Below are 20732 nucleotides of genomic sequence, written 5' to 3' on the forward strand. Positions count from 1 at the left end.
CGAAGATATAAAGGCGCCCGACTTTCCGTTTCTGTTCACAGACAGCGAGACCGGACGAATGATCTCCGATTTCGGCTGGTCAGCAACGCCGCTCGGTCCATTGCGCCATTGGCCACAGAGCCTGCGCACGGCGGTGGGAATCGTGCTTCGCTCGCCCGTGCCCATGGTGCTGCTGTGGGGTCCGGAAGGCGTCATGCTTTACAATGACGCTTATTCGTTGTTCGCCGGGAAGCGGCACCCGCGCCTCCTCGGCTCCAACGTGCGCGAGGGCTGGCCCGAGGTCGCGGACTTCAACGACAATGTGATGCGGGTCGGCATGGCGGGAGGCACGCTGGCTTACCGCGACCAGGAACTGACGCTGTACCGCAAGGGCCGCCCCGAACAGGTCTGGATGAATCTGGACTATTCTCCCGTGCCGGATGAAACCGGCAGCCCGGGCGGCGTTCTGGCGGTCGTGGTCGAGACCACCGAGCGCGTGATGGCCGAGCGGCGGCTCGCCAGCGAGGGCGAGCGCCTGAAAGCCCTGTTCGCCCAGGCGCCCGGCTTCATCCACGTGCTTCAAGGGCCGGATCACGTCTTCGACTTCGTCAATGACGCGTTCTTCCACCTTGTCGGCGGTGAGCGTGAGGTCATCGGCAAACCACTGCGGGAAGCGTTCCCCGAACTCAGCGACCAGGGCTTTTTCGAGATCATCGACGACGTCTACGCCAGCGGCGAACCCTATGTCGGGCGGACGATGCCGGTTTTGTTGAAAAGCGGTTCGACCGAACGCGCGGACGAGCGATACGTTGACATCGTCTACCAACCGATCCGAGACGACCGCGGCCGCGTGACCGGAATTTTTGGACAAGGAACGGACGTCACCAGCCTGGTATGGGCCGAGCATGCCGTGCAGGGGCGCGAAAAGGAATTTCAACGCCTCGCCGACGCGCTGCCCGTTCTCGTGTCCTACATGGATCGCGCTCCGGAGCTTCGCTATCGCTTCGTGAACCGGATCTACGAAGACTGGTTTCCCCATCGCCGTGACGAAATCGAGGGCCGTCTCGTCCGCGAGGTCGTCGGCGAGACCGCCTTCGCCAAGGTGAAGCCCTGGATCGATCGCGCTTTGGCGGGAGAAACGGTCAGCTTCGAACAACAGATGCCCTACCAGACCGGAGGGGCTCGTCACGTGCAGGTCGAGTATGTGCCGCGCTTCGACCCGTCTGGGCGGACAGAAGGACTCTACGCGCTCGTCCAAGACATCACCGAGCAGAAGGAAGCGGAAGCCGCCCTGCGCGAGAACGAGGCCCGACTCCTGTTTCTCGATACCCTGGGCAAGCAGACGGCCAAGAGCGCCGACGCGGACGTCATCCTCGGCGTCACGACGCGGATGCTGGGAGAGCACCTCGGCGTCTCGGTCTGCGCCTATGCGGACATGGAGCCCGACCAGGACCACTTCACCATCCGGGGCGACTGGAGCGCCCCCGGCTCGCCGAGCATCGTCGGCTACTACAGCCTTTCGGCGTTCGGCAAGCTCGCGGTCGACAACCTGCACGACGGAAAGCCGCTGGTCCTCAGCGATATCGCGAGCGAATTGCCGCCAGAGGAAGCCGCCACCTTTCTGCAGATCGGCCTGGCCGCAACCATCTGCATGCCGCTCGTCAAGGAAGGCCGCCTCACCGCCCTGATGGCCATTCACGACAAGGTTCCGAGGCTTTGGGCGGCCAACGATCTCGCGTTGTTGGCGGAAGTCACCGAACGATCCTGGGCGCATATCGAGCGCGTCCGGTCGGATGCCTCCGCACGACTGAGCGAACGCCGCTTTCGCGAGGAGTTGGAGGCCAAGGTCGCGGAGCGCACCGCCGCCCTGCAGCAAAGCGAGCGGAACATCCGCACTGTGCTGGAAACGTCGCACCTCTATCTCGGGCTGCTCTCCCCCGAAGGCGTGGTGCAGTATGTGAACTCGACATCGCTCGCGGGCATCGGCGCGAAGCTGAGCGACGTCGCAGGCGCTCCCTATTGGGAAACGCCGTGGTTCTCGGGCACGCCCGGCGCGCCCGAGATCGTCCGCGAAACCGTGAAGCGGGTCGCCCGGGGCTCTGCCGAAAGCGCCGACCTTGTTTTGAACCTGCCCGCGGGACCGCGCTCATTCGAGTTCACGATGCGGCCTGTAATGAGCCGCACCGGCGAGGTCATCGCGCTCGTTCCCGAGGCGGTGGACACCACCGCGCGCGTGCACGCCGAAAAGGCGTTGCAGCACGCCCAGAAGATGGAGGCGATAGGCAACCTCACGGGCGGGGTCGCGCACGATTTCAACAATCTCCTCATGGCGGTTTATGGCAGCCTTGAGTTGCTGCGCAAACGCATGCCCAAGGAACCGCAGCTGTTGCGGCTTCTCGACAACGCGCTCGAGGCCGCCCGCCGCGGCGGCTCGTTGACCAAGCACATGCTGGCCTTCGCCCGGCGTCAGGACCTGCAATCCGAAAAGGTCGATCCGGAGCAGTTTTTGGGCGGCATGATGGATCTGCTGCAGCATTCGTTGGGGCCGATGATCGCGATCGAGACGCGTTTCGCCCAGCCGCTGCCCACCATCGTCACCGACCCCAACCAGCTCGCCTCGGCGTTGCTGAACCTTGCGGTCAACGCCCGCGACGCCATGAGCGGACAGGGCCGGATCACCATTGCGGGGCGCGAGGAGACCGCGGCCATCGGCGACGGCTCCCGACTGAGGCCCGGCCGTTACGTGCGCATCAGCGTTTCGGACAGCGGCGAAGGCATGGACGAGGCGACGCTGAAACGCGCGACCGAGCCGTTCTTCACTACCAAGGGGGTCGGCAAAGGCACCGGGCTCGGCCTCTCAATGGTGCATGGCTTCGCCGCGCAATCCGGCGGCACGCTGATGCTGCGCAGCGAGCCTGGCGCGGGCGCCACCGCTGAGATCTGGCTGCCCGCCTTCGCGGACGGCGAAGCGGATGCGTTGAACAAAAGGGCGCTCGACCGAGCTGGCGGCCCGGCGCCGTCGCCGAGCCAGGAGCGGCTCACGATTCTGGCGGTCGACGACGACCCGCTGGTTCTGATGAACACGGTCGAGATGCTGGAAGACCTCGGGCACGAGGTCAGGTCGGCTAAGTCAGGCAGCGAAGCCCTCGAGATCATGGAAGGCTTCGCGTTCGACCTGCTGATCACTGACCACGCCATGCCGCACATGACCGGCGCGCAACTTGTCAGCGCCGTCCGGGAGCGGCGCCCCGATTTGCCCGTGATCCTCGCGACCGGCTACGCCGAATTGCCGGCGGACGTCGATCCGACCATGCTCCGGCTAGCCAAGCCGTTTCTGCAATCCGAGCTGGCCGACGCCGCCGCGCGGGCGATGGCCGGGCGTGCGCGCTCGCACGCCTGACCGCCGCGCACGGCTCAAACGTCGATGCCGGCGCGCTTGGCGGCGGCTCGGATATGCGCCGTCATGGCCGCGGCCGCCTCGTCGCCGCGGCCGTGGCGCAAGAGCTCCAGAATGGCGCGGTGCTCCGCCACCGTGTCCTCGAGCCCGGTCCCGGCCGTCATCGGAAGGCTCTGGCTCGCCACCATCACCTCGCGCACGCTGCGATACATCGAGGCGATCAGCGGGTTGCCGGACAACTCCAGCATGGTGTCGTGAAATGCAGCGTCGGCAGTCGCCATGCCGTCGATGTCGCCCGCCCGGCACGCCTGCGCGAGCGTCTCGACGGTCGCGGCCAACCGCCGGATGCCCTCTTCGTCCACCCGGGCGGCGGCCAGCGAAGCCGCCTGAGCTTCCAGCGCGAGCCGCGCCTCATAGGCGTCTCGCGCGGACGCCCGGTGCGAGTAGGGCCAGAGCGTCCGCCGCGCGCCCTCGGTCGACACGAAGACGCCGCGCCCGGGCTGCACCTGGATCAGGCCCTGCGCCTCCAGAACCGAGAAGGCCTCGCGCAGCGACGCCCGGCTCACGCCGAAGTGCTCGGACAGATCGCGCTGGGACGGCAGCTGGGCTCCAGGCCCGAGCTCGCCGTCGAGGATCGACCGTTGCAACGCCGCCGCGATGGACCGCGGAACGGGCTCACGCGAGGGGGCGGTCGCTGTCCAGGACGCCGGAAACGAAGCGCCGGTCTCTGTCTCGTGCCTGATCGTCGTATCGGCGTCGCTCATGCGCGAACCTGCTGCCCAAAACTGCGCCCGACGACGCACCATCTATGGGCTTGACGGTGCAGGCCAACGCCGACATCGTCAAGCGGTCTGGCCGGTCTGACCAGTTCCGGCGAGCAGTCCACACTGGAGGGAGAATTCGGATGCGCAACATTTTGCGGGGCGCCTTGACGGTGGCGGCGCTCGCCCTGGGGCTGGGCGGAGCCCAGGCTCAGAGCATCAAGGTCGGAGCCAACATCGGCAACGTGCCCTGGGAATTCCAGGACGCGAAGGGCGAGATCGTCGGCTTCGAGATCGACCTGATGAAAGAGGTCGGCAAGCGGATCGGCCAAAAGGTCGAGTTCGTGAACATTCCGTTCAACGGCCTGTTCGCGGCCGTGCAGTCGGGCCAGATCGACGCCGCAGTGTCGTCGATCACGATCACCAAGAAGCGCCTGGAGAGCGTCTCCTTTGCGCAGCCCTACTACGACAGCGACCAGTCCCTCACGGTCGTGAAGGCGAGCGGCGCCAAGACCCTCGCCGACATGGCCGGCAAGACGATCGGCGTCGACACCGGCTCCACGGGCGACATGTGGGCCACCGAGAACATGGCCAAGTCCAAGTTCAAGGACATCCGCCGCTATGAGGGCCTGAACCCGGCCATGCTCGACCTCGCGGCCGGCCGTATCGACGGCTACATCTCCGACATCCCGGCGCTGCTGTACTACGTCAAGGACAAGCCGCAGTTCGCCGTGATCGAACGGATCAAGACCACCGAGCAGTACTCGGTGATGACCGCCAAGAACTCCCCCATCCTCGCCAAGGTCAACGACGCGATCACGGCGATGAAGAAGGACGGCGCCATGGCGGCTATCCACAAGACCTGGTTCGGAACGGACCCGGACGCCGGCATGGCGACAGCCACCGTGCTGGATCTGCCGAAGCTCTGATTCTGCGTCTCGCCGCCGCGTGCTGGCACGCGGCGGCTTCTTCCCGCGCGGTTCGCATCTCTGGCGGCCGTGCAGCGCTCCGGGCCCCATGTCGATTTTCGAGACGTTCCTCAACTACAAGGTCTTCGTCGCAACCTTGCCGCTGATCCTTAGCGGCTTGTCGACGACGCTGCTGCTGGGCGTGACCAGCATCGTGATCGGCCTCGCTTTGGGGCTGGTGCTCGCCCTGGCGCGGCTCTACGCCGCCCGGCCGTGGCGCTGGCTGGCGATCGCCTATATCGACCTCTTTCGCGCCATCCCGATCCTGGTTCTGCTGATCGTCGTCTACTACGCCCTGCCCTTCGCGGGCCTGAGGCTGCCGGCCTTTGGCGCCGCCGTGACGGCCATCTCCATGGTGGCGGCCGCCTACAGCGCCGAGATCTTCCGCGCCGGGATCGAGGCGGTTCCGGTCGGCCAGTTCGAGGCTGCCCGCGCGCTCGGGCTACGGCCGTGGCTGGTGATGTCCAAGGTGGTGCTGCCGCAGGCTGTCAGCATCGTGGTGCCGCCGATGACGTCCAACGCCATCAACGTCATGAAGGACACCGCGCTGGCCTCCGTGGTGGCGATGCCCGACCTGCTGAAGCAGGCCACCCAGGCGCAGGCTCTGGCCGCCAATCCGACGCCGCTGATCGCGGCGGCGGGCGTCTACATCCTCATCCTGCTGCCGCTGGTGCGGCTCGTCGCCCACATGGAGAAGACATGGACGCCGGCCCGACGCTGACGCTCACGGCCGAACCCCTGGATGGGGTGGCCTTCGAAGCCTTTGGCCGCGTCATCGACCGGCAGCCGGGAAAACCCGTCAACGAAGGGCGCGGCGTTCGGATCGAGATGGGCGCCACGCTCGGCCACGACACCGCCGCGGCCGGCCAGAGCGTCGCCCTGTACCGGCTGGACGCTTCGGCATGGCCGGTGCCGGTCGCGATGTTTGAACGCCACCCGCGCAGCGAGCAACTCTTCGCCCCCGTCGACGGCGGTTCCTACCTGGTGGTCGTGACGCCGGACGGCCCCGACGGCGGCCCCGACGTCGCGCAGGCCCGCGCCTTTCTGGGGCGACCCGACCAGCATGTGGTCTATGGCAAAGGCGTCTGGCACTTTCCCATGGTGGCGCTGCTGGAGCGTGGCTCCTTCCTGATGGCCATGTGGGAATCCGGCGGCGACGACGACTGCCAGAGCTGCGTGATCCCGAACCCCATCCAAGTCATCCTTCCCCCGTCCTGACCCAGTTGCGAGCCGCCATGACCGCCAATCTCGATCTCGATCTCGTCCGCTCCCATTTCCCGGCTCTCGCGCTGGACGACTGGGCCTATCTCGACAACGCAGGCGGATCGCAGGTGCTTGGCGTCGTGGCGCGCCGGGTGGCGGACTACATGCTCACCACCAGCGTCCAGACCGGCGCGAGCTACCCGGCCTCGGTGCGCGCCTCCGAGCGTCTGGCCGAAGCACGGCGTCGCATCGCAACCCTGATCGGCGCGCCGCGGCCCGAGGAGGTCGTGCTCGGACCCTCCACCACCGTCCTGATGCGCTTCCTCGCGACCGCCATGGCGAGCCAGTTCAGCCCGGGCGACGAGATCGTGGTCACCGACTTCGACCATGAGTCCAACATTGGGCCGTGGCTGATGCTGCGCGACCAGGGCGTCGTGATCCGCACTTGGCACGCGAACGCCGAAACCGGCGAGATTGATCTCGCCGACCTCGACGCGCTTCTCAATCCGAAGACGCGGCTCGTCTGCGTGACGCACGCGTCCAACATCCTGGGGGCCATCAACCCTATCCCGGCCATCGCCGAAAAGGTCCACGCCGCCGGCGCCCGGCTTTGCGTGGATGCCGTCGCGTATGCGCCGCACCGGGCCGTGGACGTCGCCGCGCTGGGCGCGGATTACTATGTGTTCTCGTTTTACAAGGTTTACGGCCCGCACTTCGCTGTGCTGTGGGGGCGGCACGAGCATCTGCTGGAGCTCGACGGGCTCTACCACTACTTCTACGGCAAGGCCGTGGTGCCCGGGAAGCTCGAGCCCGGCAACACCAACTACGAGCTCGCCTGGGGCAGCGCCGGCATCGTCGACTATCTGGAGGAGATCGGCGGCGCGCCGGGCCGCGCGGGCGTTGTGGCGGCCTTCGACCAGATTGCCGCCCATGAGGAGCGGCTGTCCGCCCGCGTGCTCGACTGGCTGAATTCCCGCAACGACGTTCGCATCGTCGGCCCGCGCACGGCCGATCGCGCGGTGCGGGTGCCCACCATCGCGTTCAAGGTGGACGGGCGCCGCTCGGACGAGGTTGTTCGCGCCGTCGAGGCGGACCACATCGGCATCCGCTTCGGCGACTTCCACTCCCGTCGGCTGATCGAGCGCCTGAACCTGCAGGACGACGGCGGCGTCGTGCGCGTCTCCATGGTGCACTACAACACGCTCGAGGAAGCCGATCGCCTCATCGCAGCCCTCGACAAGGTGCTGTGAGCCCGCGGCGATAGCGGAAAGGTGATGCGGGACTGCGTCATCATGCGCCGGAACGGACCCTACAATGATCGATTGAGCACATAGCCTCACGCCGGGGCGCACGAGGCCGCATCCGCATGTCTTCGCCTGTTCAACTCGTCTCGCTGTCCACCGCCATCCCCCCGCATGAGATCCTTCAGGCCGACGCCGCACGGGCGGCGGCCGAGCAGTTCGCGGATCGGTTCAAGGATTTCGGACGCCTGGCGCGCGTGTTCGAGAGCGCAGGCATCCGCAAGCGCCACGCCGTTCGTCCGCTCGAGTGGTACGCCGCCGATCTCGGCTGGCCGGAGCGAACCGCGGCCTATCTCGAAGGCGCGCAGGACCTTTTCGTCGACGTCGCCACCAAGGCGCTGGACATGGCCGGGATCACGGCCGCCGAGGTCGACACCGTGGTGACTGTCTCGTCGACCGGCATCGCAACGCCCAGCCTCGAAGCGCGAGCCTCCGCCCGCATGGGCTTCCGGCCGAATATCGAGCGCGTGCCCGTCTTCGGCCTGGGATGCGCCGGGGGCGTTTCCGGGCTCGGCCTCGCAGGCCGGCTCGCCAAGGCCCGGCCCGGCAGCGTCGTCCTCCTTGTCGTGATCGAGATCTGCACCCTCGCATTCCGTCACGATGTGCTCAGCAGCGCCAACATCGTCGCCACCGCCCTGTTCGGCGACGGAGCCGCCGCCTGCGTGCTGCGCACCGGCGATGCTGGATTGGCCACGATCGAGCATTCCGCCCAGCACACCTGGCCGGACACGCTCGACATCATGGGCTGGTCCGTGGATCCCCAGGGCCTCGGCGTCATATTCGACCGGGCCATCCCGCCCTTTGCCGAAGAGAACCTCGCGCCGGCGGTCGCCGGCATGCTGGCCAGCGGCGGCCTCGCCATGCACGACGTTGACCGCTTCGTCTGCCACCCGGGCGGCGTGAAGGTGATCCAGGCGCTGGAGCGCGCGCTGGACTTGGGCCAGGGCGCGCTGGACCATGAGCGCGACATCCTGCGCGAATACGGCAACATGTCGGCCCCGACGGCGCTCTTCGTGCTGCAGAAGACCGCGCAGGCGGGCCTACCGAACCGCAGCCTGCTCACCGCCATGGGGCCGGGCTTTTCGGCCAGCAGCGTCTCGTTGCGGCGCGCCGCATGACTGGAGCGGCGCTGCTGCTCGCGCTTGTCACGGCCGAGCGCCTGGGCGAACTGGTGCTCGCGCGGCGTAACACCGCCGGCCTGCTGGCGCGCGGCGGCGTTGAAATCGCGCCCGGCCATTACCCTCTGGTAGTGGCGTTGCACGCCGCCTGGCTCGCCTATCTCTGGACGGCCGGCCTTAACCAGCCTGTCCAGATTGGCTGGCTGGCCGTCTTTGGCCTGCTGCAGATCCTGCGCGCCTGGGTGCTGCTGACGCTGGGCAGCCGCTGGACGACGCGCATTCTCGTCGTGCCAGGCGAAACGCTTGTCGCCTCCGGTCCTTACCGCATCCTGCCGCATCCCAACTACGCAGTCGTGATCGGCGAGATCGCGGTTTTGCCGCTATGCTTGGGGCTGACAGGAGCAGCCATCGTGTTTTCACTCCTCAACGCGGCCGTGCTGACGATCCGCATCCGCGCCGAGAACGCAGCCCTGGCGGAGCTACGCCGTGACGGCCGCGTCTGAACCAGCGCCCGCCGTCGCGGGATGTCGCATCTGGTCGGGTTTCGCCGCCATGTGCGCCGGCATGTTCATGGCCATCCTGGACGTGCAGGTGGTCGCCACCTCGCTGCCGACGATCCGCGCCGCGCTGGACATGTCGGAGGACCAGGTCAGCTGGATCCAGACCGCCTACCTGATCGCCGAAATCGTCGCGATCCCGCTTACGGGCCTGCTCACCCGCGTCCTGAGCATGCGCTGGCTCTTCGTGACCTCGGTCTCGATCTTCACGCTCGCATCCGCGGGCTGCGCGGCGAGCGGCTCCTACGAGGCTCTGATCGCCTGGCGCGTCCTGCAGGGGTTCGCGGGCGGGACGCTGATTCCCGCCGTATTCACCGCCGTCTTCCTGCTGTTTCCGCTCAAGCATCAAACGATCGCGACGACGCTGGCCGGCGTTCTCGCCGTGCTCGCGCCGACGCTCGGCCCGGTGGTTGGCGGCTGGATCACGGACGCCTATTCGTGGCGCTGGCTGTTCCTGATCAACGTCGCGCCCGGCGTGGCGGCGGCGCTGGTCGGGGCCGCGACGCTGCCGCGCGACGATGCCGACCTTGCGTCCGCGAGGACGATCGACGCGCTCGGCGTAGCGCTGCTGGCCGCCAGCCTCGCCGCGCTGGAGATCGGCCTCAAGGAGGCGCCCGGCCGGGGGTGGACATCGGGGGTCGTGCTCGGATTGCTGGCCACGAGTCTCGTCTGTGGGGCGGCGTTCGCGGGGCGCATGCTGCGGTCGCGCTCGCCTGTCGTGAACCTGCGCGCCTTTGCGTCGCTGCGGTTCACGGTCGCCTGCGCGCTCAGCTTCGTGCTCGGCGTCGGCTTGTTCGGGTCGGTTTACCTGATGCCGTTCTTTCTCGGTTTCGTGCGCGGCCACGATGCGCTCGCGATTGGGAAGACGATGCTGGTGACCGGCCTCGCCCAGCTCGTCGCCGCCCCCGTGGCGGTGATGCTCGAAAAACGCGCCGACCCCCGCGCACTGAGCGCCTTCGGCTTCGCGTTGTTCGGCGCCGGGCTCGCGATGAGCGCCTTCCAGACCCCCGAAACCGATTTCGCCGGGATGCTGTGGCCGCAGGTCGTGCGCGGGCTGGCGATCATGTTTTGCCTTCTGCCGCCGACCCGGCTGGCGCTGGGGCACCTGCCGCCGGCCGAAGTCCCGGACGCGAGCGGTTTGTTCAACCTGATGCGGAACCTCGGCGGCGCGATCGGCCTCGCGCTGATCGACACGGTGATTTTCGGCCGCTTGCCCGCGCTGGCCACCAGCCTCACCACGAAGCTTCAGGCTGGCGACGCAGCCACGGCCGCCTTCGTGGGCATCCCGCCCGGCCTCCTCAACCCCGCCCAGGCCCCGCCGCCAGGCGCGCTCGCGATGCTGGAGCCGCTTGTGCGCCGCGCCGCCATGACCACGGCGATCAACGAGGCGTGGGCCGTGCTCGCGGCTCTCACGCTTGCAGGCCTGCTGTGTCTTGTGATCCTCGCCCTGCCGCGACGCCGCTCGCAACCCAGCCTGCGCTAGCCGGCGCTTTCCTCGGGATCGTCCAGGTAAACGAGACCCGCTTTGGCGAGCCCTTCGCGCATGCCGTAGATGTCGAGCCCCAACTCGCCGGCAGCGAGCCGCGCACGCTTGCTCTCCTCGTTGGCGAGGCGCGCGTCGGCGAGGTCGGCGGCCCGCACGGCGTCCTCCATCGGGACGACCACGACGCCGTCGTCGTCGGCCACGATCACGTCGCCCGGGCTCACCAGGGCTCCGGCGCAAACCACCGGGATATTGACGCTGCCGGGCGTCGCCTTCACGGTTCCGCGCGCCGAGATCGCCTTTGACCACACCGGAAAGCCCATCTCCTTCAGGGTCAGGATGTCGCGGCAGCCGGCGTCGATGATCAGGCCCGCCACGCCCCTCGCCTTCAGCGAGGTCGCGAGGAGGTCGCCGAACATGCCGTCGGTGCTGTCGGCCGCCAGCGCCACCACCATCACGTCGCCGGGCCTGCACTGTTCCACGGCGACATGGATCATCCAGTTGTCGCCGGGCTGAGAGAGCACCGTCACGGCCGATCCCGAAACGGCGCCGCCCTGCCAGACGGGGCGGAGATAGGGCTTCATCAGCCCGATCCGGCCCATGGCCTCGTGCACGGTGGCGACGCCGGCCACACCCAGGCGGCGCACCGCGTCCACGTCTGCGCGGCGGTTGCGGCGATAAACAACGGGCTTCATGCCAGCGTCTCCACCACCATCGGAAATAGGCGCTGGTAAGCCTCGCCATACTGCATGCTGCGGCCGGAGTTGCGCCCGCCCTGCATGCCGCGGTTCAGCGCCACCCGGGTGTAGTAGTCCCAGAGGTGCTTTTGCGCCGCCAACACCTCAAAGGCGCTCCGCTTTTGCTCCCAGACATCGTCGATGTTGAGAATGACGTTCGGCTTGTAGTCGCACTGCTCCGGCTGGTGCGGCTCAAACAGGAACACGGGCGGCGCCGCATAGGACAGGTCCGGCGACGGCTTGTGCCCGGCCGCCTGCGCGATGATCCGCGCCTCCTGCGCGAGGCGGGTCGCCTCGGGATGATCGACATTGTAGGGGTCGGCCAGCGAATGCGTGAGCACGAAGGCAGGCTTCACCGTGCGGTAGATGTCTATCAGCCGATCCAGCATCTCGGGCGTGGAGCGCAGCGGGTAGTCGCCCGCGTCCATGAACTCGATTTCGGCCCCGAGAATTGACGCGGCCTTCTCGGCCTCGGCCCGGCGCTGCGCCTTCACGTCGGCCAACGCCGCGCCGGCTGTTTTCCACGCCCACTGGCTCTCGCCGCGCTCCCCGTAGGACAGGCACACAATCACCATGCGCATGCCCTGCCGGGCATGCAGCGCGATCGCGCCCCCGGCGCGCCAGACGAAATCGCCCGGATGGGCGGTGACTACGAGTCCCGCGCCGGTGCGGCTGGGAAGCGACGATGCGGCCAAGCGTATTCTCCTCAGGACCTGGGTGCGGGAAGCGAACGGGCGGACCCGGACAAGCTTTCCGGCAGGAAAGCCTCGCCGTCGAAGAGCTTGCGCGCGGTGCGCAGCAATCCCGCGCGCTCGACCCGCGGCTCGGCTGGCGTGCCGCCGACGATCACGCGGACCGTGAACTCGCCGGTCGGATGCTCCACGGACAGGATCTTCTCCCGTCCGTCCGGGATCATGGCGACCCCGGCGGCGGGCGAGCCGGGCAGGATGCACGCCGTCGCCACCGTCACGGCCGCGAAGACCCCAATGGAGGCGTGGCATTCGTGCGGGATGAAACTGCGCGTGCAGACATGCCCACCGGCGCGCGGCGGCGAAACCAGAGTGATCTTGGGGACGACCTTGGGTCCGACATCGCCGAGATTCATCAGCGGCCCCGCCGCGAGGCGGATCTCCTCCAACCGCGCTTTCAGCGCATCGTCCTTGTCGAGCTCTTCGCGGCTTTCGTACCCGGTGCGATCGACAGAGCGCGCGTCGATAACAATCACCGGCATGCCGTTGTCGATCAGGGTCACATCCACGCCCGCGACACGGTCGGCGACATGGCCGGTGGGCAGGAGACTGCCGCAAACCGAGCCTGCGGCGTCGAGAAAGTCGATCGGGATCGGCGCCGCCGAGCCCGGGACGCCGTCGATCCGGGCATCGCCGCCATAACGCACCCGGCCGCCGGGCGTCTGTACCTGCAGCTCCGCGATTGTGCCGGTGTTGAGCGTCCGAACCCTGACGGTGGTGACGCCATCACGCGCTGCGACTAATCCCCGCTCGATCGCGAAGGGCGCCGTTCCGGCCAGGATGTTGCCGCAGTTGGGCGTGGTGTCGACGGACGGCTTGTCGACGCCGACCTGGGCAAACAGAAAATCGACGTCGCAGGCCGGATCGCCCGACCGGCTGATCACCGCAACCTTGCTGGTCAACGGATGCGCGCCGCCGAGCCCGTCGATCTGACGTGGGTCTGGCGAACCCATGAGGGCCAGCAGCCAGGCGTCGCGTTCGACTGGATTGTCAGGCAGGTCGGCGGCGAGGAAGTAGGCTCCCTTGGAAGTCCCTCCCCGCATCAGCATGCACCTTACGCCGTGCTGCATCGTCCAGTTCTCGTATGGCATGGCGCCATGCTGGCGCGCGGAACGGCATGAAACAAATGACAAGATCGCGGGCTTTAACGAATCGAATTCATCGCTTGGCGACCTGCTCGTGCCGCTCGGCTACCGCTTGGCAGAGGCCGGGCTCGAGCCCAAGCGCCGCCAGCATCTCGCCCGCCTCGCGCATCTCGGCCGCGCGCCGGACGCCATGGCGCTCCACTCTCGCGCGCATCGTGACGGCGAGGGCCGGCCAGTCGATCGACGGAAAGCTCTGGCCCAGGCTGGAGAAGACCTCGTCCTGAACGCGCCACGCCGCCGAGGCGTCGGCGCAATCGATGATCAGCGCCTCGAGCCCTTTGATCATGATGCTGCGGCAAAGCTTCATGGCCGAAGCCCGGCCATGCTCCACGGCGACCGGGCGAATGTTCATGCCCAACGGATTGAGCAGCGCGGCCGCCCGCTCGGCCGCGGGGCCGCCGCCCAGGATCGAAACCGCCAGGCGCGGCTCGGCGACGGGCGCCATCACGGCCCCCTCCACGTAATCGGCCCCGCCGGCCTGCACGATTTCCGCGGCGCGGCGTTTGGTCGACGGCGACGCGGAGTTGAGGTCGAGGAAGATCTGGCCCGGCCGCAGAAACGGAGCCGCCGCGCGCGCCACCTCCTCGACGGCGTCCGCCGTCACGGCCGAGAACACGACGTCGCCGGCGCCCGCCGCATTCGCGAGCGTGTCGGCAGGCGTGACGCCGTCATGCGTCATCCGTTCCAGCATGGCGGCGAGCCTGGCCGGATCGTCAAGGAGGATGTCGTAGGCGAGGATGCGGCCAACGCCGTTCCGCAGCAGATCGCGCGAAAAGGTGCTTCCCACCTCCCCATAGCCGATAAACGAAACACTCAGTCCCATGCGCGTCTCCCGTTTCGGGGACACGGTGCCTTGCCGCCCTGCGCCGGCTCAAATGACAAGAACGCCGCCTCTCCTGAGAACGGCTCATTAATCCGCCGAGCGGCGCCCCTCGGCTTTCAGCCGGCGCTTGATCAGCGCCACCAGCGCGGATGCGGCCGGCGAGAGCGGCAGCCCCTTTTTGGAGATCACGCCCAGCGTGCGCGAGATACCGGGGTTGCGCAGCGTAACGGCCCTGACGCCCGGCGCGTCGGTTCCCTCGATGGACAGGCGCGGCAGGATCGCGATCCCGAGCCCTTCGGCCACGAGGCTCACCGCCGTGGCGACATGCTGGCACTCGTAGCGCCACGTCATCTGCTCGCGCCGGCTGCCGAGCGCGTCGTCGATCAGCGCCCTGTTGCCGGTCTGAGGGCTGATCCGCACCAGCGGCGTGCCTTCCAGTTGCGACCAATCGATCGCGGCTTCGGTCGCGAGCGGATGGCCGACCGGGCACACGGCTACGAACGGCTCCTTCAGCAGCGGCGCGATCTCGAGGTCCCAGCGGTTGGCCGACACGATCGTGATGCCGAATTCGGCGCGCCCGGCCTGCACGTGCTCGGCGATTTCGCTGGCCGAATTGTCGTGCACCTGCACGGTGAGCCCGGGCCACTCGGCCTGGAACTCATGCAACACCCGCGGCAGGTAGTGAATCGCGATGGTGGGCAAACAACCGACCGCAAGCCGCTCCTGCCGGTCCTTCCCCTGCCGGCGGAGCTCCGCGAAGCTGATGGCGATCTCCTCCATCAGCCGCCGCGCCTTGGGCAGCAGGTCCTGCCCGGCCGGCGTCAGCGAGACCTGCCTGGTCGTGCGGGCGAGGAGCTTCAGCCCGAGGTCGTCCTCGAGCTTCTTCATGCGGTGGCTCAGCGCCGTTTGCGACAGGTTGAGATGCGCAGCCGCAAGGTTGAAACTGCCGCGGTCCGCGATGCTCAGAAAGGCTTCGAGCCCCAGGAAGTCGACACGCATCGGCTATTCCACCCTGCGCATTGGTGCGCCCGTTTCAGCAATCGGGTGAAACATTCAATTTGATTGCAGCCGAAAGCAATGGCCATTTCGGCAGGACGGAGAAACACGATGACCGAACCGCGCCATGACCTCGCCCATCTCGGCCATGTCGAGTTGCTCACCGCCAAGCCGGACGAGAGCCTGCGGTTCTTCGTCGACGTCATGGGAATGACGGAGAGCGGCCGCGACCGCGACAGCGTCTACCTGCGCGGCTGGGACGACTACGAGTTCCACACGCTGAAGCTCACCGCCAGCCACACCTCCGGCGTCGGCCACGTGGCGTTCCGCACCTGGAGCCCCGAGGCGCTGGACCGCCGCATCCACGAGCTGGAGGCCATGGGGGCGGGCCTCGGCTGGGTCGACGGCGACCTCGGCCACGGCAGGGCCTATCGGGCCCGCAACGCCGACGGACACGTCTTCGAGCTCTACTACGACACGCGCTGGTACGAGCCGCCGCCCGAGCTGCGCCCGGCGCTCAAGAACCAGGCCCAGCGCTATCCGGCCCGCGGTTGCAATGTGCGTCGGATCGACCACCTTAACCTGCTGGTGGTCGATGTCGCCGAGACGCGGCATTTTCTGGAGCGCGGCATGGGCATGCGCACCACCGAGATGATCGTGCTCGACAGCGGCGTCGAGGCCGGCGCCTGGGTGACCTGCACCAACAAGACCTATGACATCGCCTTCACCAAGGACCACACCGGCACGCCCGGCCGCTTCCACCATGTCACCTACGCGGTCGATAGCCGCGAGGACATCCTGCGCGCGGCCGACATCTTCCTGGAGCACGGCGTCCACATCGAGACCGGCCCGCACAAGCACGCCGTGCAGCAGACCTTCTTCCTCTATGTCTACGAGCCGGGCGGCAACCGCGTCGAGATCGCCTGTGCGGGCGCCCGCCTGATGCTCGCGCCGGACTGGAAGCCCATAATCTGGACCCAGGCCGAGCGCGCCAAGGGCCAGGCCTGGGGGCTGAAGACAGTGGAGTCCTTCCACACGCACGGCACGCCACCGGTCGCCTAGATCGCGCGTCCGTGATCAGCCGGGGCTGAAACTTCGCCTATTGAGGCCCCGTAACTCCCACAGGCCCCCACCAGGGGCCGCAGGGAGACAAAAGCCATGCGCAAGTTCAACACGATCCTCTTCGCCGCAACCTCGGCGCTATGCCTCACGGTCGCGGGCGCCGCGATGGCGCGCACCGTCATGGTTGGCGGCGCGGCCATGTACCCTTCCAAGACGATCGTCGACAACGCCGTCAATTCCAAGGATCACACCACCCTTGTGGCGGCCGTGAAGGCCGCCGGCCTCGTCGACACGCTGCAGGGCCCGGGCCCGTTCACGGTGTTCGCGCCTACCAACGCGGCCTTCAAGAAGCTGCCTGCCGGCACGGTGGAGGGCCTCGTCCAGCCGCAGAACAAGGCGACGCTCACCAAGGTGCTGACCTACCACGTGGTTCCGGGCCGCTACACGGCGGCCGACCTGATGCAGCTCGTCAAAAAAGGCGGCGGACAGGCGATGCTGAAGACCGCCGAAGGCGAGAACCTCACGATCCAGCCCGGCCGCAGCGGAAAGACCTTGTTCGTCACCGACAGCAAGGGCGATCAGGCGCGGATCACCATCGCGAACGTGATGCAGTCCAATGGCGTGATCCACGTGGTCGACACGGTTCTGATGCCCTGACGGGCGCCGAGAGCCTGAACGGCAAAAGCCCCGGAGCAATCCGGGGCCTTTTGCTGTAGCGCGTCAGGGTTTGATCAGGCGTCGGCCAAGAGCGGCGCAGCGGCGGCCATCTCCAGAAACAAGGCTAGCGCCGCGAGGTCCAGGATCGCCCACCACATCGTTGTCCCCCCGCGCCCACCAACGCATTTAAGGTTTATAGTGTCATAATTCCATAAAGCGCCAGTAAGTCGAATTACTGAGATTGCCGCGCGATACACTGTACTGTTGCCAACTGGCGTAGAAGACGAGGCCGAAACGTCTTAGACCTTCATTTATCTAATGTTGATTTGATGTTTTCAAAGACTGTAATCTCTAACGTGAGCGCGCCCCCGTTTTGCGCAAGCCGGCCCAAGCAGGCGTTCGCCGCCATCCACGCTTGATTGTCGGCCGCCCAGGCGGCTCCTATGTACATCCAGATGGGCACAAAGCGCCGACTGCAATCCCGCCGTCCAGACTGGAGTTCTCCCATGGCTGACATGCCGACCGGCCTCGAACTGCGCTCCCTGGTCACCGACCACGGCGAACTCAGGATCACGCTCGACCCCGTCGACGTCGGCGAGCCCGGACCGGGCGAAGTCATCGTCCGCGTCGAAGCGACGCCGCTCAACCCTTCGGACCTCGGCCTGCTGCTCGGCCCGGCCGACTCCGCCACGCTGGCCCGCAACGAAGCCGGCGAACGCCCGGTCCTGTCGGCGAAGATCCCGCCGCAGTTCATGCCCGCCGTCGCCGGACGAGTCGGGCAGGCGCTCCCGGTCGGGAACGAGGGCGCCGGAACGGTGCTGCGGGCCGGCCCCGACGTGCAGCATCTGGTCGGCCGCAAGCTCGCGATGATCGGCGGCGGCATGTACGCCACGCTCCGGCGGCTTCCGGCGCGCGATTGCATCGTGCTTCCCGAGGACGTGACGGCGGCCGAAGGGGCGTCCCTGTTCGTGAACCCGCTCACCGCGCTCGGCTTCGTCGAGACCATGCGGATGGAAGGCCACACGGGCCTGGTGCATACGGCCGCGGCGTCCAACCTGGGGCAGATGCTCGTGCGCATTTGCCTGGCCGACAACGTCCCGCTGGTGAACGTCGTCCGCAGCGAGGCCCAGGCGGCGTTGCTGCGCGGGATCGGGGCGACGCATGTCGTCGACAGCAGCGCCCCTGGCTTCGAGGCGAAGCTCGTGGACGCAATCGCGGCGACCGGCGCGACGCTGGGCTTCGACGCGATCGGCGGTGGCGAGATGGCGGGCCAGATCCTGAACGCCATGGAGACCGTCGCGTCCCGCGCCCTGCCGTCCTACAGCCGCTACGGCTCCAACACGCACAAGCAGGTCTACATCTACGGATCGCTCGCCGGCGGGCCGTTGGTCCTGCGGCGCAATTTCGGCTTCACCTGGGGTGTGGGCGGTTGGCTCCTGTTCAATTTCCTGCGCCGGGCGACGCCCGAGCAGACGCAGCGCATGCGCCAGCGCATCGTCGACGAGATCAGGACCACCTTCGCGAGCCGCTACACGCAGACGGTCAGCCTCTCGGACCTGCTGGATCCCGCGGTCGTCGCCAAGGCGCAGCGCAAGGAGACCGGCGCCAAATACCTCATCGATCCGAGCCTCTAGGCGTCTACGCCGGCGCGTCGCCTTCGCCGGAGCGCTCCCGAAAGGGCGCAAGCCGGCCGGCGATGAATTCCACGAACTGCCGGGCGATCCCCGACCGGCTGCGCTGCGCCGACCAGATGCACGAGATGTCGAGGTGCACGTCCGGCCGGAAGGCCCGCACGGCGACGCCGCGGCCGTCATATTCGGCGGCCGTGAACGGGTCGACGATGCTCAAGCCCGCGCCGGCCGCCACCATCGCGCAGGCGATCATCGAGAGCGGGGTTTCGGCCCGGGTGTGGCGGGACACGCGGGCCTGCGCGAACACGGCGTCGGTGCGGTAGCGAAGCTGCGTGCTGTTTTCCAGCGACACGAACTGCTCGCCCGCGAAATCCTCCGGCCGCAGCACTGTCCTGGCGGCGAGGCGGTGCCACGCCGGAAGAACCGCGACGGCCGGGGCCGAGATCAGGGGCTCGATGTCCAGGTGCCCCGACTCGATCGGGGCCTGCACGAAGCCCACCTCACAAAAGCCGGACGCCACCCATTCGGCGACCTGGGACGATATGCTGCCATAGAGCGCCACGTCGAGTTGGGGCCTCTCGGCCATGAACGCGCCCACGGCGCGCGGCATGAAGCCGACGTTGAAGGCTGGCAGCGCCGCGATGCGCAGCGTTCCGACGCGGCCTTCGCGAATGTCGCGGGCGGCCCGAGCGATGCCGTCGAGCCCGACGAATTGCCGTTCGACCTCGCGATAGAGCGCCAGCGCCTCCTCGGTTGGAACGAGCCGTGATCCGCGCCGCACGAAAAGCGGCATGCCGAGGCTGCGCTGGAAATCATGCACCAGCCGCGTGACCGCTGGCTGCGTGACGTTGAGCGCCTGGGCGGCGCCCGTCACGCTCCCCATCACAATCACGGCCCGGAACGCCTCGATCTGTCTCGGGTTCAGCATGCCTCGCCCATAACATTTCGTTATAGGCTGCTGCAATCATTCGATTTGACCCTCGGCTAGCGCGCCGTCCAAGCTGGCGACAGTTGCCGGGCCAGTGTTCTTGGCCATGGGGAGGGTCTCATGAAGTTGATGTTTGCAGGTCTGCTGCTAGCTTCCACCGCGTTGGCGTCGAGCCAGGCGCTCGCGCAGCAAAAGACGCTCTATGTCGCCGGATACGGTGGGTCATACGAGCAGACCATGCGCAAGGAGATCATCCCGCCCTTCGAGGCCAAGAGCGGCGTAAAAGTCGAGTACGTGGCTGGCAACTCCACGGACACGCTTGCCAAGCTGCAGGCGCAGAAGGGCGCCCAGCAGATCGACGCCATCATCGTGGACGACGGCCCAGCTTATCAGGCCGTATCCCTCGGCTTCTGCGGCGAGTTGGCGCCCGGGGATGTCTACAAGGACGTTGCGCCGGTGATGAAGTTCTCGTCCAACAAGGCCGTCGGCATCGGCATGGTGGCGACCGGCTTCATGGTCAACAAGAAGGCCTTTGAAGGCAACAAGTGGCCGATCCCGACCTCCTGGGCCGACCTGAAGGATCCCAAGTTCAAGCAGAAGATCGTGATCCCGCCGATCAACAACACCTACGGCCTGCACGCGCTGATCGCAGAAGCGCAGCTCGCGGGCGGCGGCGAGAAGGACATCGAGCCCGGCTTCAAGGCGTTCAAGTCCGAGATCAACGCCAACGTGCTCGCCTACGAGCCCTCCCCGGCCAAGATGACCGAGCTGTTCCAGAACGGCCAGGCGGTGTTCGCCGTGTGGGGCTCGGGCCGCGTGAAGGCCTTCGCGGACACCGGCTTCCCGGTGGAGTTCATCTACCCCAAGGAAGGCGGCTACGCGCTCGGCACCGCGGCCTGCCCGGTGGCCGGATCCAAGAACGAGAAAGAGGCCAACGCCTTCCTGCAGCACCTGCTCTCGCCCGAAATCCAGGTAACGCTCGCCAAGGGCGCTGGCACGGGCCCGGCCAACATGACCGTGAAGCTCGCGGCCGAGGACCAGAAGGGCCTGCCTTACGGCGATCTCGCCAAGACCCTGAAGGCGGTCGACTGGGACACCGCGAACGCCAAGCGCGAGGAGTGGACCAAACGCTGGAATCGCGAGATCGAGCGGTAGGACCACACCCCCCCTCATTGCGATGCGCAGCAATGAAGCAATCCATGCCGGGTGTAGAACTCTGTCTCCAAAACAGAGCATC

At 67.4% G+C, this 20732-nt stretch carries 19 protein-coding genes; 12 read left to right on the forward strand and 7 right to left on the reverse strand.

Going from position 1 to position 20732, the window contains the following annotated elements:
• Nucleotides 1-58: 58 nt before the first annotated feature.
• On the forward strand, nucleotides 59-3379 hold the full coding sequence (locus IEV99_RS12155; protein ID WP_188518057.1) for a PAS domain-containing protein: 3321 nt from the start codon (nucleotides 59-61) through the stop codon (nucleotides 3377-3379).
• Between the two features lie 14 nt (nucleotides 3380-3393).
• Here IEV99_RS12155 and IEV99_RS12160 read toward each other — a convergent pair whose 3' ends face one another.
• Nucleotides 3394-4140: a FadR/GntR family transcriptional regulator gene (locus IEV99_RS12160; protein WP_188518058.1), complete on the reverse strand. Its 747-nt coding sequence runs from the start codon at nucleotides 4138-4140 to the stop codon at nucleotides 3394-3396.
• Between the two features lie 140 nt (nucleotides 4141-4280).
• Here IEV99_RS12160 and IEV99_RS12165 point away from each other — a divergent pair, with 140 nt between their 5' ends.
• From IEV99_RS12165 to IEV99_RS12195, 7 genes are all read left to right on the forward strand, one after another.
• Nucleotides 4281-5066, forward strand: a complete 786-nt coding sequence (locus IEV99_RS12165) for a transporter substrate-binding domain-containing protein (RefSeq protein ID WP_188518059.1) — start codon at nucleotides 4281-4283, stop codon at nucleotides 5064-5066.
• A gap of 88 nt (nucleotides 5067-5154) precedes the next feature.
• The gene (locus IEV99_RS12170) at nucleotides 5155-5826 is read left to right on the forward strand and encodes an amino acid ABC transporter permease (protein WP_188518060.1); all 672 of its coding nucleotides are present in this window, start codon (nucleotides 5155-5157) and stop codon (nucleotides 5824-5826) included.
• On the forward strand, nucleotides 5805-6323 hold the full coding sequence (locus IEV99_RS12175; RefSeq protein ID WP_188518061.1) for an ureidoglycolate lyase: 519 nt from the start codon (nucleotides 5805-5807) through the stop codon (nucleotides 6321-6323). The genes IEV99_RS12170 and IEV99_RS12175 overlap by 22 nt, the downstream gene beginning before the upstream one ends.
• A 17-nt stretch (nucleotides 6324-6340) precedes the next feature.
• Nucleotides 6341-7558 (forward strand): cysteine desulfurase-like protein, encoded by a 1218-nt coding sequence (locus IEV99_RS12180; RefSeq protein ID WP_188518062.1) that lies wholly within the window; start codon nucleotides 6341-6343, stop codon nucleotides 7556-7558.
• 116 nt (nucleotides 7559-7674) lie between these two features.
• Complete coding sequence (locus IEV99_RS12185) at nucleotides 7675-8727, forward strand: type III polyketide synthase (RefSeq protein WP_188518063.1); 1053 nt, start codon at nucleotides 7675-7677, stop codon at nucleotides 8725-8727.
• Complete coding sequence (locus IEV99_RS12190) at nucleotides 8724-9230, forward strand: isoprenylcysteine carboxyl methyltransferase family protein (protein WP_188518064.1); 507 nt, start codon at nucleotides 8724-8726, stop codon at nucleotides 9228-9230. Before IEV99_RS12185 ends, IEV99_RS12190 begins: the two co-directional genes overlap by 4 nt.
• Complete coding sequence (locus IEV99_RS12195) at nucleotides 9214-10767, forward strand: DHA2 family efflux MFS transporter permease subunit (RefSeq protein WP_188518065.1); 1554 nt, start codon at nucleotides 9214-9216, stop codon at nucleotides 10765-10767. Before IEV99_RS12190 ends, IEV99_RS12195 begins: the two co-directional genes overlap by 17 nt.
• On the opposite strand, the gene IEV99_RS12200 is transcribed toward IEV99_RS12195, so the two are convergent.
• The 5 genes from IEV99_RS12200 to IEV99_RS12220 form a co-directional block, all read right to left on the reverse strand.
• Entirely contained in the window at nucleotides 10764-11462 is a 699-nt protein-coding gene (locus tag IEV99_RS12200; protein WP_188518066.1) for a 4-carboxy-4-hydroxy-2-oxoadipate aldolase/oxaloacetate decarboxylase, read from the reverse strand. The genes IEV99_RS12195 and IEV99_RS12200 overlap by 4 nt on opposite strands.
• Nucleotides 11459-12199 (reverse strand): PIG-L deacetylase family protein, encoded by a 741-nt coding sequence (locus tag IEV99_RS12205; protein WP_244643836.1) that lies wholly within the window; start codon nucleotides 12197-12199, stop codon nucleotides 11459-11461. The genes IEV99_RS12200 and IEV99_RS12205 overlap by 4 nt, the downstream gene beginning before the upstream one ends.
• A gap of 11 nt (nucleotides 12200-12210) precedes the next feature.
• Complete coding sequence (locus IEV99_RS12210) at nucleotides 12211-13323, reverse strand: 4-oxalomesaconate tautomerase (RefSeq protein WP_188519635.1); 1113 nt, start codon at nucleotides 13321-13323, stop codon at nucleotides 12211-12213.
• An 88-nt stretch (nucleotides 13324-13411) separates the two neighbouring features.
• Nucleotides 13412-14221, reverse strand: a complete 810-nt coding sequence (locus IEV99_RS12215; RefSeq protein WP_188518067.1) for an NAD(P)-dependent oxidoreductase — start codon at nucleotides 14219-14221, stop codon at nucleotides 13412-13414.
• Between the two features lie 87 nt (nucleotides 14222-14308).
• A complete protein-coding gene (locus IEV99_RS12220; protein WP_188518068.1) occupies nucleotides 14309-15220 on the reverse strand; it encodes a LysR family transcriptional regulator in 912 nt (303 codons plus the stop codon).
• A 108-nt stretch (nucleotides 15221-15328) separates the two neighbouring features.
• Between IEV99_RS12220 and IEV99_RS12225 the strand changes: the two genes are divergently transcribed.
• The 3 genes from IEV99_RS12225 (at nucleotide 15329) to IEV99_RS12235 (ending at nucleotide 18570) form a co-directional block, all read left to right on the forward strand.
• Nucleotides 15329-16279 carry a catechol 2,3-dioxygenase gene (locus IEV99_RS12225; protein WP_188518069.1) on the forward strand — a complete coding sequence of 317 codons (951 nt, stop codon included), beginning with the start codon at nucleotides 15329-15331 and terminating at the stop codon, nucleotides 16277-16279.
• Nucleotides 16280-16375: 96 nt separating this feature from the next.
• Nucleotides 16376-16936 carry a fasciclin domain-containing protein gene (locus tag IEV99_RS12230; protein ID WP_188518070.1) on the forward strand — a complete coding sequence of 187 codons (561 nt, stop codon included), beginning with the start codon at nucleotides 16376-16378 and terminating at the stop codon, nucleotides 16934-16936.
• 506 nt (nucleotides 16937-17442) lie between these two features.
• Nucleotides 17443-18570 carry a zinc-binding dehydrogenase gene (locus IEV99_RS12235; RefSeq protein ID WP_188518071.1) on the forward strand — a complete coding sequence of 376 codons (1128 nt, stop codon included), beginning with the start codon at nucleotides 17443-17445 and terminating at the stop codon, nucleotides 18568-18570.
• A gap of 4 nt (nucleotides 18571-18574) precedes the next feature.
• On the opposite strand, the gene IEV99_RS12240 is transcribed toward IEV99_RS12235, so the two are convergent.
• Nucleotides 18575-19495, reverse strand: a complete 921-nt coding sequence (locus tag IEV99_RS12240; protein WP_188518072.1) for a LysR substrate-binding domain-containing protein — start codon at nucleotides 19493-19495, stop codon at nucleotides 18575-18577.
• 129 nt (nucleotides 19496-19624) lie between these two features.
• Between IEV99_RS12240 and IEV99_RS12245 the strand changes: the two genes are divergently transcribed.
• Nucleotides 19625-20650, forward strand: coding sequence for an ABC transporter substrate-binding protein (locus IEV99_RS12245; protein ID WP_244643956.1), 1026 nt, complete (start codon nucleotides 19625-19627; stop codon nucleotides 20648-20650).
• Nucleotides 20651-20732: the final 82 nt, after the last annotated feature.

It is taken from the genome of Alsobacter metallidurans (assembly GCF_014636935.1).
GTDB classification, from domain to species: domain Bacteria; phylum Pseudomonadota; class Alphaproteobacteria; order Rhizobiales; family Beijerinckiaceae; genus Alsobacter; species Alsobacter metallidurans.